This is a genomic window from Pseudomonadota bacterium, assembly GCA_039818985.1.
Taxonomy (GTDB): domain Bacteria; phylum Pseudomonadota; class Alphaproteobacteria; order Sphingomonadales; family Sphingomonadaceae; genus Alterisphingorhabdus.
In genome coordinates this window covers 276296-291154 of the sequence record JBCBSU010000002.1, presented here as the reverse complement: position 1 = coordinate 291154, position 14859 = coordinate 276296, and the positions used below count along the sequence as shown (strand labels likewise).

Below are 14859 nucleotides of genomic sequence, written 5' to 3'. Positions count from 1 at the left end.
TGCACTGCAGCGCCTAGCTGGCGATGATTGGCGGCAAGGTGTCGATCCATGGGCGGGCCTCCTCGATCTGGTAGCTCAGCTCCAGCAGCGTCTTTTCGTTCCCGACAGCGCTGCTGAGCAGCACGCCAATGGGCAGTCCGTCGCTCAATCCCCAGGGCAGGCTGATGCTCGGCGTGCCGGCGAGGTTGTGGATTGCAAAGTGACCGACCAGCTTTCCGGACCGGTCGGAATTCTGCGCAAAGGGCAGGTCGCCACGGGTCCAGCCCAGTTCCGGCGCGGGCATGGCCGCCGATGGGGTCAGCCATGCATCATAGGCGCCCAGCCAGCTGCGTATCGTTGCCGCTTCGCGTTCGAGCCGCGCAATCGCCTGCATCGCCTCTCCCTCGGGCAGCGCCCTGTAATGGTCTGCAAGATCGACCGTCCATCCTTCCAGCAAGCCAGCCTCACGCGCTGATCCACCGGCCATCTGGTCGGCCGCATCGACAATCGGCACAACTGCCTGCCCCCAAAGAACGGTAAAGTCAGCAATGACTTCCTGTGATATCCCGATACCCGCTTCGACCATTTCGACTTGGTGGCCCAGTTCTTCCAGCTGCTCCGCAGCTTCCATCACCGCCCTGGCGACATCGGGGTGGGGCGCGTTACCGGTGGAGTCTTTGATGGTGACGGCAATGCGCTTCGGCTCGGTCGCGCCCGGCTTGACCACTCCGACAGGAGGCAATGGTCCGTCCACTGCCTCGGTCAGTGCCAGCATCATTGCGGTGTCGCGCACCGACAGGCTGACGCAATGCTTGATACTGAGATCGATCTCGCGCGCCGGATTCCCCTGATCCGGGAAACGCCCGCGTGACGGCTTGAGGCCGACCAGACCGCACTGGCTCGCCGGGTTGCGGATCGACCCGCCGCCATCGCTGGCCTGCGCCATGGGGATTATCCGCGCTGCTACGGCGGCGGCTGCACCACCACTGGAGCCGCCAGCGCTATGGCCGGTATTCCATGGGTTGCGGCATGGTTTATAGGCGAGCGGTTCGGTCGTGCCGAGCAGTCCGAATTCGGGGGTTGCGGTTTTGCCGAGAACAATCACGCCGGTTTCATCGATCTTCTCGGTATAGGGCGTTTTCTTCTCCCCCATTGCGCCCTTGAACATGGCCGAACCACGCTCAAACTTCATGCCGGGATATTCGTTGAGATCCTTCAGCGCATAGGGGAGCCCGGAATAGGCCCGGTCGGGGAAGGCCAGGTTGCGGGCCTTTTCCAATGCCTGCTCCGCACGCACATCGACGAAAGCGTTGATCTCCGGATCGACTTTTTCGATACGTTCCAGCGCTGCGCTAACCGCCTCTTCAGCGCTCATATGGCCATCGGCGATAAGCGAGGCCTGTGATACGCCGTCCAGTTTTGTCAGATCTGTGTTGCTGCCCGGTATATCCGCCTTCTTGCAGCCGCCCAGTGAGGCCAGTGCCAGGCCGGATGTCATGCCCGCCACCATCTGCCGTCTCGTAAAGTCCATTATTGCCTCTCCTTTTTCTTTCAGGCCTAGCGGCAATCGGGCCGGGATGTCCACCGACAGCGCCAACGCTATCGGGTGCGCTTAGTGCTTGCGATGGCGCTATCAGCACTTTACGGCGCTCGCCATGCAGTTTTTCTCCGACAATGCCGCGCCGGTTCACCCGCAGGTGATGCAGGCGATTATCGATGCCGATGCTATCGATGCGCCCTATGATGGCGACGCATTGAGCCAGCGGCTCGATGCGGCATTTTCGGAAGTTTTCGAGACCGAGGTTACTGCCATCTGGGTTGCCACCGGCACCGCTGCCAATTGCCTGGCGCTCGCCGCTTTGTGCCCGCCGCACAAGGGGGTGATCTGCCACAGGCTTTCGCATATCGAACAGGATGAATGCGGCGCACCCGGTTTCTACACCCATGGTGCCAAGCTGATGCTGGTCGAGGGTGAAGGCGCCAAGGTTGCACCCAACGCGGTGACCGATGCGCTGGCGGCGATCCGCGATGATGTGCATCAGGTGCAGGCGGCGGCACTGTCGGTGACCAATGGCAGCGAATATGGCCTGACCTATTCGCCCGAGGAGCTGGCGGCGCTGGGTGCGCTGTGCGATGAGCGCGGTCTCGGCTTCCATTGCGATGGTGCGCGCTTCGCCAATGCGGTTGCCAGTCAGAATGAGAAGCGGGGCGCGTCGCCCGCCGATCTGAGCTGGCGTGCCGGGGTCGACGCGCTCAGTTTTGGCTGCGTCAAAAATGGCGGGATGAACGCCGAGGCCCTCATCCTGTTCGACCGCGATCTGGCGAAAGACACGCGCTACCGGCTGAAACGCGCCGGGCATCTGATGTCCAAGGGGCGCTATATGGCGGCGCAGCTGCTGGCGATGCTCGAAGACGATCTTTGGCTCGCCAATGCCCGTGCGGCCAATGCCGGGGCGGCGCTGATCGCGCAGGCAGCAGGCAAGCGGCTGCTTTATCCGGTCGAGGCCAATGAGGTGTTCCTGACACTTGGTCCCGGCGAGGCTGATGCTCTGCGGGCGCAGGGTTTCGATTTCTACGACTGGGGCGTGGTGACGCCCGAGGCTGGCGGCCAGGCACGTTTCGTCACCAGCTGGAGCCAGGATGCCGGTGCGGTGCAGCCGCTGGCCGATGCGATAGCCGCGCTGTGACCGGCAAACCGGCGGACACACCCCCGGAAAATATCCGCGACATTACCGGCGAGATCAGCTTCTGGCAGCCATCGGTGCTGATCCCGTTCATGACAGTATCGCTGATCTGGGGCGGCACATGGATCGTCATCCGCGACCAGCTGTCGGTAGTGCCGCCCAGCTGGTCGGTGACCTATCGTTTCATCCTCGCCGCGGTGGCGATGTTCGCACTGGCGCGGCTGCGAGGCCTGCCGCTGGGAATGAGCCGTGAGGGCCAAATCTGGGCGCTGCTGCTCGGCCTGTTCCAGTTCAGCTTCAATTTCAACTTTGTCTATCGCGCCGAGATTCATGTGACTTCGGGGCTGGTCGCGGTGATGTTCGCGCTGCTGATCATCCCCAATGCACTATTCGGGGCGATCTTTCTCAAACAGCGGATCACGCCGCTCTTCGTCATCGGCTCGCTGCTCGCCATGGCCGGGGTGGCGGCGCTGTTCGCGCATGAATTCGAGGTCGCGGACCGGTCTTTCGACACGCTGTGGCTGGGCATCGGCTTTACCATGCTCGGCGTGCTCAGCGCTTCGGTCGCCAATATCATGCAGGGCACCGAGACGCTCAAGCGCTGGCCGATCATCACCATGCTGGCCTGGGCGATGCTGTGGGGTGCGGTGATCAATGCCGGCTATGCGCTGGTGACGGTGGGCGCGCCTGTGGCCGAGACGCGCTGGAGCTATTGGGCCGGGATCGCCTATCTCGCCCTGGCGGCCTCGGTGGTGACTTTTCCGCTCTATTTCGGGCTGATCCGCCGCATCGGCCCAGGCCGCGCCGCCTATAGCAGCACCATTGTCCCGGTGATCGCGATGCTGCTGTCGACGCTGTTCGAAGGCTATCAATGGACCGCATTGGCGATTTTGGGCGGCGTGCTGGCGCTGGCCGGGCTGGTCATCGCGATGCAGGCGCGTCGCTCGAGATAATGACTGGCCTCCATGCAGGACATACAGCTTCACTCAATGATGCTGTGCGCATAAGGTATCAAAAAGTCGGCAAGTTTGATAATGAATGCCAGAAAAGATAAGTATATGATTGCATCGTATATTTTATGTCTGGGGCTGGCTTGGCCAGAGCCTGGTTCCTGTTCACTAAAATCTGTTTTTTGATCACTGTAGAAATTTTCATATCCATTCAGCTCATCCAAATTGCCATGAGCATAGATAAATCGTTCAAATTTTTGCAGATATGACTCAATTATACGGTTGTTTCTGATTCGCCATTCCAGTCTTCTCTTGGAGTAAAGCCCGATCGCGGCAGGAACCAGGTACAGTACTATAGAGTAAACTTCCCTGGTCGGCGCATCTGACAAGAGCCATGACGCATAGCCAAATATCGCTGCAAAACTTATTGCCTCAAAATATGCTATATCCTTACGTATGAAAATATGGCGCTCCAGAACACTTTTATATTCTTCTATTATGAGCTGCTGTCGGGTTGCGTCATTCATATTTTCCACTTTCGTCATCCCGGCAAATAGCGCGCAGCCCATGTTTGTAAGTCGGGTATTCCGGCCTCCACCCCAGCACGCGTTTGGCCTTGCCGTTCGCCACCCGGCGGTTCTCGCTGTAGAATTTGCGCGCCATCGACGACAGTCCGGCCTCTTCCATGCTTTGTAGTGGCGGCGGCTCCATGCCGAGCATCTGTGCGCCATAGGCGGTGACCCGATGCTGGGCGCAAGGCAGGTCATCAGCGAGATTATACACCCCCTGTGGGCCCGAAAACCCGGCAACAATCCCGCTGACAATATCGTCGACATGGCAGCGGCTGAACACCTGTCCGGGCTTGTCGATCGAGCGCGCCTGACCCGAGCGCAGCCGGTCGAGCACGCTCCGTCCGGGGCCGTAAATGCCGGGCAGGCGGAAGACGTGCATATCCTCGCGCAGCGCCTGCCAGGCAAGATCGGCTGCCGCGCGGGCGGTGCGGCGGCCCGAGCCAACCGGTGCGGTTTCATCGACCCAGGCGCCCTCGACATCGCCATAGACGCCGGTGGCCGAAATATAGCCGGCCCAGCCATTGGCACCGGCAATTGCCTCACCATAATTTGCGAGTACCGGGTCGTCGCCGCTATCGCGATCAGGCGGCACCGAGGAAAGGATATGCGTCGCATCGGCCAGCGCCGCCAGCACCGCCTCTCTATTGCCAAAGGCGATGCAGCCATCGGCCGCATTGCGTCGTGTGCCGGTGACCTGCCAGCCCTCGCTGCGCAGCCGCTGCGCCAGATGCCCGGCGGTATAGCCCATGCCGAAGACGAACAGATGGCCGGCCAGATGCTCAGCCTGTGTCATTCCGGCTGCTCCGGTGCAGGGGCGTCGTTCGCCGCGCCCAACCCTTCGGGGACCACCATTTGCGGATTGTCGACATTGTCTGCTTTCCACTGCATCGCCATGCGCACCCGGGTCGCGCCTGAGGGATGGTCAAAGAAAAGGAATTCCTCAATCGGCCCGGGTTCGATCTTGCGATATTCGGACAGTCGCATCGCCACCTTGGCAAAGCCGTCGGGCTCTTTCGCGGTATCGAGGCCAAAACGGTCGGCGTCGCTTTCATTGACCCGGATCAGCGTGTTGAGCGCAGGCGTTGCCAGCAGGAAAAACACACTGAGCAATATGCCATAAAGCGGCAGCGCCGCCGGGTCGGCCATGTCGTGCACGCCCCAGCGCTGGCCGAAACGCGCGATCAGCCATGGCCCGGCCCTGGCGACAAAGAACAGGCCCACCGCCATGATCAGCGTCAGGATGATGATCGAGCGCCATGTATGACCGAGGACATAATGGCCGAGCTCATGCCCCATCACCGCCGCCACTTCCTCCGGATCGGTGCGCTCGAGCAGATTGTCGTTGAGCGAGATGCGGATGGTCGGGCCAACACCCGAAACATTGGCCGAGATGCGCTTGTTCTGTGTCGACTGGTCGAAGACATAGATATTGTCGGCGGGCACATCATGTTCGGCAGCCATGGCGACGATCCGGTCGCGCAATGGACCCTCTGCCATATCGCTATATTCGTTGAACATCGGTGCGATAAACACCGGTGCCAGCAACAGGCCGATAAAGGCAAAACTGGCGACCACGCCCGTGCCCCATATCCACCAGCTTTTCGGCGCACGGCGCACCAGCGCAAAAATTGCCACCACCAGCAACGGGAAAATGATCAGCGAGATGACAAGGCCGATAAGCTGTTCGGAAAACCATTGGCCGTAGCTCTGGCTCATCAGATCATATTGCTTTTCGCGGATATAGCCGGTGTAGATGGTCCAGGGCAGGGTCAGCACCCAGCTCACCAGCAGATAGGGCAGCGTGGTGAGCCAGGTGACCAGCCAGTGTCGCTTGGTGCGACGCTCGGCCCAGCTTCGGAAGCGTGATGTCATCCGGGTACCGAGCAACAGGAAATCGATCGCCATTGTGACCAGCGCACCCCAGAGGATCAGCCAGTATCCGCCCTCGAAATAGGCGTTGGATTTTTCCAGCGCCTCGCCCTGCAGCGTGTCGATATAGGCGCGGCTCGCCTGTTCGACATCAAAGGCCGGGGCGGTTGCTTCCTGGGCCAGAGCTCCGGAAATCGGGGCAAAGCCAGCAGCCAGCAACAGGCACAGCGCCAACAGCAATCTGGCGGGAAGGGGGTGCGGCATCTCTATTCCTCATATTTGTTGTCGCCCGGCATTGCATATCGCAATTGCAGCGGCGGTCAACGCGGCTTATGGCAGGGGCATGTCCGACAATCCGCACGCACCGAACAAGGAACTGGCCGAGGCCGCGACGCCGCCAACGCCGCCCACCATCTATCGCAAGGACTATCGCCCGCCCGATTGGCTGGTACCCGATGTTGCGCTGAGCTTTGATCTCGATCTTGCCGAGACGGTGGTGCAGGCCGAGATGACGGTTGAGCGCAATGGCGATCATGACCGGCCCTTGCGGCTGGAAGGCGACGGGATCGAACCTGTCGAAGTGCTGGTCGATGGCGTCGCCTCGAATGACTGGCGGCTGGACGAGGGCGCGCTGCTGCTGCCGCTGTCGGGCGATGCGCACAAGGTCAGCATCACCACCCGGATCCAGCCGGACAGGAATACCCAGTTGATGGGGCTTTATGCCTCAAACGATATGTTGTGCACCCAGTGTGAAGCCGAGGGGTTCCGGCGGATCACCTTCTTCCCCGACCGTCCCGATGTGCTCAGCCGCTACAAAGTCGAAATGCACGCCGATAAGCAGCGTTTCCCGGTGCTGCTGTCCAATGGCAATCTGGTACGCGAAGAGACGCTGGAGGATGGGCGGCATCTGGCCGAATGGCATGATCCCTGGCCCAAGCCGAGCTATCTCTTCGCACTGGTGGCAGGCAATCTGGTCGCCAATCGTGACAGCTTTACCACCATGTCGGGCAAAGAGATTGACCTGGCCATCTGGGTCCGCCCCGGTGGTGGTGATTTGGAGCGCACCGGCCATGCTATGACGGCGCTGAAAAATTCGATGCGCTGGGATGAGGAACGCTATGGCCGCGAATATGATCTGGCCGTGTTCAACATCGTCGCTGTTGGCGATTTCAACATGGGTGCGATGGAGAATAAGGGACTCAACATCTTCAATTCGCGCTATATTCTCGCCGATCCCGACACCGCAACCGATAGTGATTTCGACGCGATTGAGGGCGTGGTGGCGCATGAATATTTTCACAACTGGTCGGGCAATCGCGTCACCTGTCGCGACTGGTTCCAGCTGTCGTTGAAAGAAGGCTTTACCGTGTTCCGCGACCAGAGCTTCTCCGCCGATATGGGCAGCGCCCCGGTCAAGCGGATCGAAGATGTGCGGGTGCTGCGCGCGGCGCAATTCCCCGAGGATGGCGGCCCGCTGGCACATCCGATCCGCCCCGACAGCTATATGGAAATCTCCAATTTCTATACCGCCACGGTCTATAATAAGGGTGCCGAAGTCATCCGCATGATGGCCACGCTGGCCGGAGATGAGGGCTTCCGAAAAGCCACCGATCTCTATTTCGATCGCCATGATGGCGAGGCAGCGACGTGCGAGGATTTTGTCCGCTCCATGGAGGATGGTGCCGGGCTCGACTTGACGCGCTTCCGCCGCTGGTATGAACAGGCAGGCACGCCGCAGGTCACGGCCAGGCTGGACCATGACCCGCAAGCCAAAACCGCGACGCTGACGCTGAACCAGAGCGTGCCCGCCACGCCGGGGCAGGCCGACAAGCAGCCCATGGTGCTGCCGCTCAGGACCGCTCTGATCGACCGCGATTCTGGCCGGCATCCGGGCGAGCAGTTGCTGGTGCTGGAAGAGGTGGAGCAGAGCTTTACCTTTGACGGTTTCGATGCGCCGCCGGCGCTTTCGATCAATCGCGGCTTCTCTACCCCGGTGACCTTGTCGAGCGGGCAGGATGTCGAGGCCCTGGCATTTCTGGCGCGGCATGATGATGACAGCTTTGCCCGCTATGAGGCGCTGCAGCAGCTGGTGACCGACCGGCTGGTCGCCGAGGCCAGTGACAGTAGCGCTGGCGGGAGCGGCGAGGTGATCGACGATGCGGCGCTGGTGCAGATATTTGCCGATATCCTTGCCGATGACCGGCTCGAAGAGGCGATGCGCGGCGAGCTGCTGACGCTGCCGAGCGAGAGCTTTGTTGGCGAGCAGATGGCGGTTATCCGGCCCGACCGGGTGCACCGGGCACGGCAGGCGATGCGGGCCCATCTTGGTGCGGCGCTGGCTGATCAATGGCAGGCGATTTATGACCGGCTCGCGCCGTCGGGCTTTGCCATGGATGGCGCGGCGCGCGGCGCACGGCGGATGCGCGGGCTGGCGCTGGCCTATATGGTGGCCGGTGATGTCGGCGATGCTGCGGTCACCGCCTATGCCCATTTTACCGCGGCGGACAATATGACCGACCGCCAGACGGCTTTGGCGGCACTGGCGGGTATGGAAAATATGCTTCGTGAACAGGCACTTGACAGCTTTTACCAGCGCTATAAGGGCAATGCGCTGGTGTTGGACAAATGGTTCACCATCCAGGCGCTGTCTTTCCACCCGCAGGTGCTCGATCATATCGCGGCGCTGGCCGACCATCCCGATTTTACCCTGGCCAACCCCAATCGGGTGCGTTCGCTTTATGGGGCATTGGCGGGCAACCCCTCGGCCTTTCATGATGTCAGCGGCCGCGGCTATGCGCTGCTCGCCGATATGGTGATCGCGCTCGACCCGAAAAACGCGCAGACCGCGGCGCGGTTCATCCCGCCCCTGGGCCGCTGGCGGCGCTTCGATAAGGATCGCGCCGGGCTGATGCGTAACGCGCTGGAGCGCATACACAGCGTGGACAGCCTGTCGCGTGATACCACCGAGCAGGTGGTGAAGAGCCTGGGCTGAGCACCGCATCATGGCCAAATTGCTGCAATGCGCTGCGCTCGATGGCATGGACGGTATCGTCCATGGTTTTACCACGCGCGCCGGGGATCTGGGCGATCAGGGCAATGTCGGTCTTGGCGGCGGCGGCGACCTTGCGCAGGCCAGGACCAATCGCGGGCTGTGGGCCGGGGCAATTATTGCCGATGCGCCGCTGGTCGGACTCTATCAGATTCATTCGGCTGAAGTGGCCGCCGTCACCGCACCATGGAATGATGATATGCGGCCCGAGGCCGATGCGATGGTCACCGACCGGCGCAATATCGTGCTTGGTGTGCTTGGCGCGGATTGCGCTCCGGTGCTGTTCGCCGATGAGGCCAGCCATGTCGTCGGTGCCGCCCATGCCGGCTGGCGCGGGGCGCTGGCGGGGGTTACCGATGCGACGCTGGAGGCGATGGAAAGGCTTGGCGCGCGCCGCGACACGATTATCGCCGCGATCGGCCCGTGCATCGCGCAGAAAAGCTATGAGGTCGATGACGGTTTCTATCGCAGTTTCTGCGAGGCTGATGCCGGGAATGACCGCTTCTTTGCCCCCGGCAGGGACGCCAGGCATCACCAGTTCGATCTTGAGGGCTATATTGCCGCGCGGCTGTCGGCGGCGGGGGTCACGACTGTCGCCTGTATGGGCGAGGACACCTATGCCCAGCCCGACCGTTTCTTCAGCCACCGCCGCGCCACGCATCAGGGGGAGGATGACCATGGACGCCAGATGGGGATGATCGGGCTTGTCTGAAGATGGTACCGGACGCAACCGCGCAGAGACTATCGGCCTGATTGCCGGGCCGGTAGCGATGCTGCTGACGCTGGTGCTGGCGCCGCCCGCCGACATGTCTGCCGGGGCCTGGGCGATGGCTGGGCTGACGGTGTGGATGGCGACCTGGTGGATGACCCAGGCGGTGCCGCTCACTGCCACCGCGCTGCTGCCGTTTCTGGTGATGCCGCTGACCGGGGTGATGGACGTCAACACGGCGGCCTCGAAATATTATTCGCCGATATTGTTCCTCATCCTGGGCGGCGCGTTTCTCGCACTGGCAATCGAGCGCACCGGGCTGCACCGGCGGCTGGCGCTGGCGATTATCCGCCGCGCCGGCAGTGGCAACGGTAAGGGGCAGGGGGATTCCATGCGGCTGATCCTCGCCTTCATGATTTCCACCGCGATCCTGTCGATGCTGATCTCCAACACCTCGACGGCATTGATCATGGTGCCGATTGCGGTCGCGGTGCTGGCAGCAGGCGGAGTAAAAACCGGTGAAACCGATGGTTTTGCCGGTGCATTGCTGATGGGTATTGCCTTTGCCGCCTCGATTGGCGGGCTGGGGACATTGGTGGGCTCACCGACCAATGCCATCGCCGCCGGACTGATCAACGAGACGCTGGATATGGAGGTGACCTTTGTCAGCTGGGCCGCTTATGGCTTGCCTGTAGTGGTTCTGGGCATACCTGTTTGCGCGCTGATTCTGTCGCGGGTGCAGCATTTGGGTCAAGACCGATTCGATGTTGCGGTGGCGCGCGATGCCATTGGCGATGCAGGCGCGTGGACAGGGCCGGAAAAGCGGCTGGTCCCGGTGATCCTGTTCGTCGTGATCGGCTGGCTGCTGTTGCCGTTGATCAAGACCTATGCGCCGGAGAAATCGCTGCATGATGGCAGCATCGCAATTATCGGCGGCCTGTTGCTGTTCATCCTGCCCGATGGCACCGGGCGGCCGCTGCTGGTCTGGAAAGAGGCCAATCGCGCGCCCTGGGGCGTGATCATGATGTTCGGCGGCGGGCTGGCGCTGGCGGCGGGGATTATTGCCTCGGGTCTGGCCGACTGGCTCGGCGCCGCGCTCGAGCCGCTCAATGCGGTGCCGCTGCTGGTGGTCGCAGTGGCGCTGGTCGGGCTGGTGATCCTGGTGACCGAATTTGCCAGCAATGTCGCTACGGCCAGCGGGATCATGCCGGTGGTGGCCAGCCTGATCCCCGCTATGGGGGTCGATCCTGTGCTGCTCGCCATGCCTGCCGCGCTCGCCGCCAGCTGGGGCTTCATGCTGCCCTCGGGCACCGGTCCCAATGCCATAGCGTGGTCGAGTGAACACATATCGCTGCCGAAAATGCTGAAGGCCGGGTTTATACTTGACCTGGCAGGGATTCCTCTGATGATTGGCGCCGTATGGGGGGCGGCCATGATCCTTTAGGGCGCCATATTCGACGCAATTCAGGAGCGATCATGGCCATGACCATTGCTATTGATCTGGGGACAACCAACAGCGCCGTTGCCATGTGGCAGGATGGCGAAGCCAAACTGATCCCCAACAGTCTGGGCGACATGCTGACGCCCTCGGCAGTCAGCGTCATGGAATCGGGCGAGGTCATTGTCGGCCTTGCCGCGCGCGAACGGCTGTCGACCCATCCCGAGCTGTCGACCGCGGCGTTCAAGCGCTATATCGGCACCGACCGGGTGGTGAAGCTGGGCAAGACCAAGTTCCGCGCCGAGGATTTGTCGGCGCTGGTGCTGGCCAGCCTCAGGGAAGATGCGGAGCGCTATCTGGGGCAGCCGGTAGAGGATGCGGTGATTACCGTACCGGCCTATTTCAACGATGCCCAGCGCCGGGCGACACGCCGCGCCGCGCAACAGGCCGGTCTCGAGGTCGATCGCCTGATCAACGAGCCGACAGCCGCGGCGCTGGCCTATGGCATTCACGAGCTGGATGAGGAGGAACCGTTCCTCGTCTTCGATCTCGGTGGTGGTACCTTCGATGTCTCGATTGTCGAGATATTCCACGGCATCATCGAGGTGCGGGCATCGGCGGGCGACCCGCAACTGGGCGGAATCGATTTCAACGAGGCGTTGATGCATTATGCGCTGGAGAAGATGCCTGAACAGCTGGCCGCGCATCGTCAGCATGACAAATTCCAGTCGGCATTGCGCGAGGCTGCAGAGCGCACACGCCGGGCATTGAGCGAGAGCGCCGAGGCCGAATTGCGGCTCAACTGGCAGGGCGAGGCCTTTGCCATGACCCTCACCGAGGCCGAAATGCAGGCGCTGGCCAAACCCTTGATCGAGCGGCTGCGCGAGCCGCTGCTGCGGGCGCTGCGCGATGGCAATATCACCGCCGAAGCGCTGCGCGATGTGGTGCTGGTGGGCGGCGCGACACGCATGCCGATTGTCCGCAAGGAGGTAACGCGGCTGTTCGGGCGCTTCCCCAATCACCGCCTGCACCCCGATCACGCGGTGGCGCTGGGGGCCGCGGTGTTCACTGGGCTGCGCGGCAGCCAGGAGGGGCTGAAAGAGATACGGATGACCGATGTCTGTCCGTTCACCCTTGGCGTCGACACCACTGAACGTGATCGGTTCGGCAACTGGCACCAGGGCATTTTCGCCCCGATCATCGAGCGCAACCGTACCATCCCTACCAGCCGCGTCCAGCAGTTCAGCACGCTCAAGGACGGGCAGGAGCATGTCGAATTCGGCATTTACCAAGGCGAGGCACGCAATGTGTCCGACAATGTCAAGCTGGGTCAGGTCAAGGTCAAGGTGCCGCGCAAGCCGGCGGGCCAGGTCGCGATTGACTGCCGCTTCACCTATGATCCCAATGGCCTGCTGGAAGTGGATATCGAAGTGCCGGAAACCGGCCTGAAGAAGCAGCTGGTCATTGGCGGTGAGGAAGAGGAGCCTGGGGCGCTGGAAAAGCGGCGCAAGGCGCTGGCGAAGCTGAAAGTGCATCCGCGCGACAAGGCGGAAAATGCAGCGGTGATGGCGCGGGCCCAGCGCTGCTTTGAAGGGCTGATCGGCGAACAGCGCGATATTCTGGGGCGCTATATCCTCGAATTTGAAGGCGCAATGGATCATCAGGACGAGCGTGCGATCGAGGAGGTGCGCGGCGCGCTATCCGAGCTTCTCGACGCCATTGACGACCAAAATTACCTCTGATGGCTGGTTCGGGCGGGTCGATATGGGAAATATTGGGCGTTGCGCGCGATGCCGACCGTGCGACAATCCGCAAGGCCTATGCCGAGAAGCTGAAAACCATCGATGCCGATGCCGACCCGAAAGGCTTTATGGCGCTGCGCGATGCCTATGAGGCGGCAATCGACTATCTGCGCTATGCCGATTACGAGCCGGTCTTCCCCGAGGATGGAGTGGCACCCGAAGATGTCGGGCTGGTCCCGGACGACAGCACGGATGGTGACGATGTCAGCGATGCCGGCGACCAGTCCGAACCGGGCCCTGCGGCTTTGTCCAACCCGGAGGATGCAGGCCTTGCACCCGATGCCGCCGACGCAGAGTCCGATCCGGTCGAGCAGGGCATCGGGCTCTATTATGCGATTGCCGATATCCTTGAGACCGAGGACATGATCAATGGCGGCTATGCCACCGAGGGTCTGAGCGAGGAGGAAGAGTTCGACCTGCGCCACAAAGCCCGCGATTTCTGGGACTGGCTCGAACAGCAGCCGGTGAGCATGGCGGCGCGGTTCGAGGATCCGATGGCCAATTTGCTGGCCCAGACCGTGCCGCGCTCCGATACGCTGATTGAAAAGGCGGTGCAGTTTTTCGGCTGGAACAGCGCCACCGAGCAATGGGACCAGAGTGATGCCATCGCCCATCTGCGCAACCGTGCAGGCATCATCACCATAGCGCGCGAACTGGCCCAACCGGATGATCCGCTGCACGCCGCATGGGAGGATATTACCACAGCAGGGCCGATCAACATGAACGTCCGGCGCAAGGACATGAAGGCGCTGTTCCGGCTGACTGGCAAGCAGTATCCACAGCTAAGCGGTTATTTCGATGCCGACAAATATGACCATTGGCGGCTGCGTGTCGGCCCGGTCGAGGCCGCCAGCCATGAGACCCAGGGACCCAAAGGCAAGGCATGGATCGTGTTTGCCATTATCGGTGTGTTCCTGCTTGCCGGGCGCGTGACAAGCTTTATGAGCGCTGATCTGCCCAACGCCGCTGGCGACATGCCGCTGCTTTCTCCTCCCGCGCCGTTTGAGGTGACCATCGATTCCAGCGATGAAACGGTTATCAGCCGGGCGCTGGAACGGGTCTATAGCCCCGGTCTGACGCGGGTCGAAGTACAGCAGGACAACCCGCCCCTTTATGCCGATCTGGAGCAGGCGCTGGCGGGAGTACGCGAATCGGACGGCGACTTTGACGCCTATGTCAAAGAAGTGGTTCGCCTCGCCAGTGATCATTATGACTATGCGGTGGAATATGGCGATGCCGCCTTTTACCGCGATCATCTCTCCCTCGAGATCGATCTGTTACAACACTATTATGATGCGCGCCGCTGCGCTGATTTTCTCGACGATGATATCCCGCCCGACAAGCTCCCCACAGAATTTTCCGACCGTCGCCGTGAACTGGCGGCGCGCGGAGTGCGCGAGGTTGTCGAGGATGAGGCCAATATTGCCTTCACCCTGAGCGAGCGCGACAATGCCGAGTTGCTGCGCCGTATTTCCAGCAAGATCAACCGCCCGGTCTCGGACTTTTTGCGCGACGTGCGCGGCGAGCGCGGCGGGCGGGCGCAATGCATTGCGCGGATCCATTCGATGACTGTGCTGCGCGACTGGCGCAGCGATGCCAGATAGTAATTCTGCCGCCGGAACTCGCCTGAATTCCCTTGCCAAGAATCCGGCCTCCTTCTATTTTCTTCGCCATCAGGGAGATGCGTCGCTGCGGAGGTTAGGGACGGGTGCCCTGAACCCATAGTTTCGGCTCCCGCCTTCCTGGGAGCGCTTTCGGGCGGTGTCGGTCGGCCACGACCCACATATCCGGCAGCGCCCCATAGGGA

Annotated in this window: 11 protein-coding genes; 7 read left to right on the top strand and 4 right to left on the bottom strand. The window is 61.8% G+C overall.

The genetic code is table 11. The features are described 5' to 3' along the window. Positions 1–13: 13 nt before the first annotated feature. Positions 14–1510 carry an amidase family protein gene (locus tag AAFX04_13065; GenBank protein MEO1046366.1) on the bottom strand — a complete coding sequence of 499 codons (1497 nt, stop codon included), beginning with the start codon at positions 1508–1510 and terminating at the stop codon, positions 14–16. Positions 1511–1634: 124 nt separating this feature from the next. On the opposite strand from AAFX04_13065, the gene AAFX04_13060 reads away from it, so the two are divergent. Both AAFX04_13060 and AAFX04_13055 read left to right on the top strand, forming a co-directional pair. Further along, positions 1635–2666, top strand: a complete 1032-nt coding sequence (locus AAFX04_13060) for a beta-eliminating lyase-related protein (GenBank protein ID MEO1046365.1) — start codon at positions 1635–1637, stop codon at positions 2664–2666. Continuing rightward, a complete protein-coding gene (locus AAFX04_13055) occupies positions 2663–3616 on the top strand; it encodes a DMT family transporter (GenBank protein MEO1046364.1) in 954 nt (317 codons plus the stop codon). Before AAFX04_13060 ends, AAFX04_13055 begins: the two co-directional genes overlap by 4 nt. Positions 3617–3645: 29 nt before the next feature. Here the strand turns inward: AAFX04_13055 and AAFX04_13050 are convergent, their stop codons facing one another. Genes AAFX04_13050 through AAFX04_13040 form a run of 3 tightly spaced genes read right to left on the bottom strand, consistent with a single transcriptional unit; the run spans position 3646 to position 6318 of the window. Beyond that, positions 3646–4158, bottom strand: coding sequence for a hypothetical protein (locus AAFX04_13050; protein ID MEO1046363.1), 513 nt, complete (start codon positions 4156–4158; stop codon positions 3646–3648). Continuing rightward, positions 4133–4978, bottom strand: coding sequence for an SDR family oxidoreductase (locus AAFX04_13045; protein MEO1046362.1), 846 nt, complete (start codon positions 4976–4978; stop codon positions 4133–4135). Before AAFX04_13045 ends, AAFX04_13050 begins: the two co-directional genes overlap by 26 nt. Further along, entirely contained in the window at positions 4975–6318 is a 1344-nt protein-coding gene (locus AAFX04_13040; GenBank protein ID MEO1046361.1) for a M48 family metallopeptidase, read from the bottom strand. The genes AAFX04_13045 and AAFX04_13040 overlap by 4 nt, the downstream gene beginning before the upstream one ends. 79 nt (positions 6319–6397) lie before the next feature. Here AAFX04_13040 and pepN point away from each other — a divergent pair, with 79 nt between their 5' ends. The 5 genes from pepN to AAFX04_13015 are packed head-to-tail and all read left to right on the top strand — an operon-like array spanning position 6398 to position 14656. Further along, entirely contained in the window at positions 6398–9046 is a 2649-nt protein-coding gene (pepN, locus tag AAFX04_13035; protein MEO1046360.1) for an aminopeptidase N, read from the top strand. A gap of 10 nt (positions 9047–9056) precedes the next feature. Beyond that, positions 9057–9815 carry a peptidoglycan editing factor PgeF gene (gene pgeF, locus AAFX04_13030; protein ID MEO1046359.1) on the top strand — a complete coding sequence of 253 codons (759 nt, stop codon included), beginning with the start codon at positions 9057–9059 and terminating at the stop codon, positions 9813–9815. Further along, the gene (locus AAFX04_13025) at positions 9808–11256 is read left to right on the top strand and encodes a DASS family sodium-coupled anion symporter (protein ID MEO1046358.1); all 1449 of its coding nucleotides are present in this window, start codon (positions 9808–9810) and stop codon (positions 11254–11256) included. The genes pgeF and AAFX04_13025 overlap by 8 nt, the downstream gene beginning before the upstream one ends. A gap of 32 nt (positions 11257–11288) precedes the next feature. Further along, entirely contained in the window at positions 11289–12992 is a 1704-nt protein-coding gene (locus AAFX04_13020; GenBank protein ID MEO1046357.1) for an Hsp70 family protein, read from the top strand. Beyond that, entirely contained in the window at positions 12992–14656 is a 1665-nt protein-coding gene (locus AAFX04_13015) for a J domain-containing protein (GenBank protein MEO1046356.1), read from the top strand. Before AAFX04_13020 ends, AAFX04_13015 begins: the two co-directional genes overlap by 1 nt. Positions 14657–14859 lie beyond the last annotated feature (203 nt).

Bases quoted from the DNA above. Each gene is read 5' to 3' on its own strand.
- pgeF (MEO1046359.1), top strand. From the start codon at position 9,057: ATGGCCAAATTGCTGCAATGCGCTGCGCTCGATGGCATGGACGGTATC.
- AAFX04_13060 (MEO1046365.1), top strand. From the start codon at position 1,635: ATGCAGTTTTTCTCCGACAATGCCGCGCCGGTTCACCCGCAGGTGATG.
- AAFX04_13050 (MEO1046363.1), bottom strand. From the start codon at position 4,158: ATGACGAAAGTGGAAAATATGAATGACGCAACCCGACAGCAGCTCATA.
- AAFX04_13065 (MEO1046366.1), bottom strand. From the start codon at position 1,510: ATGGACTTTACGAGACGGCAGATGGTGGCGGGCATGACATCCGGCCTG.
- AAFX04_13045 (MEO1046362.1), bottom strand. From the start codon at position 4,978: ATGACACAGGCTGAGCATCTGGCCGGCCATCTGTTCGTCTTCGGCATG.
- pepN (MEO1046360.1), top strand. From the start codon at position 6,398: ATGTCCGACAATCCGCACGCACCGAACAAGGAACTGGCCGAGGCCGCG.
- AAFX04_13020 (MEO1046357.1), top strand. From the start codon at position 11,289: ATGGCCATGACCATTGCTATTGATCTGGGGACAACCAACAGCGCCGTT.
- AAFX04_13040 (MEO1046361.1), bottom strand. From the start codon at position 6,318: ATGCCGCACCCCCTTCCCGCCAGATTGCTGTTGGCGCTGTGCCTGTTG.
- AAFX04_13015 (MEO1046356.1), top strand. From the start codon at position 12,992: ATGGCTGGTTCGGGCGGGTCGATATGGGAAATATTGGGCGTTGCGCGC.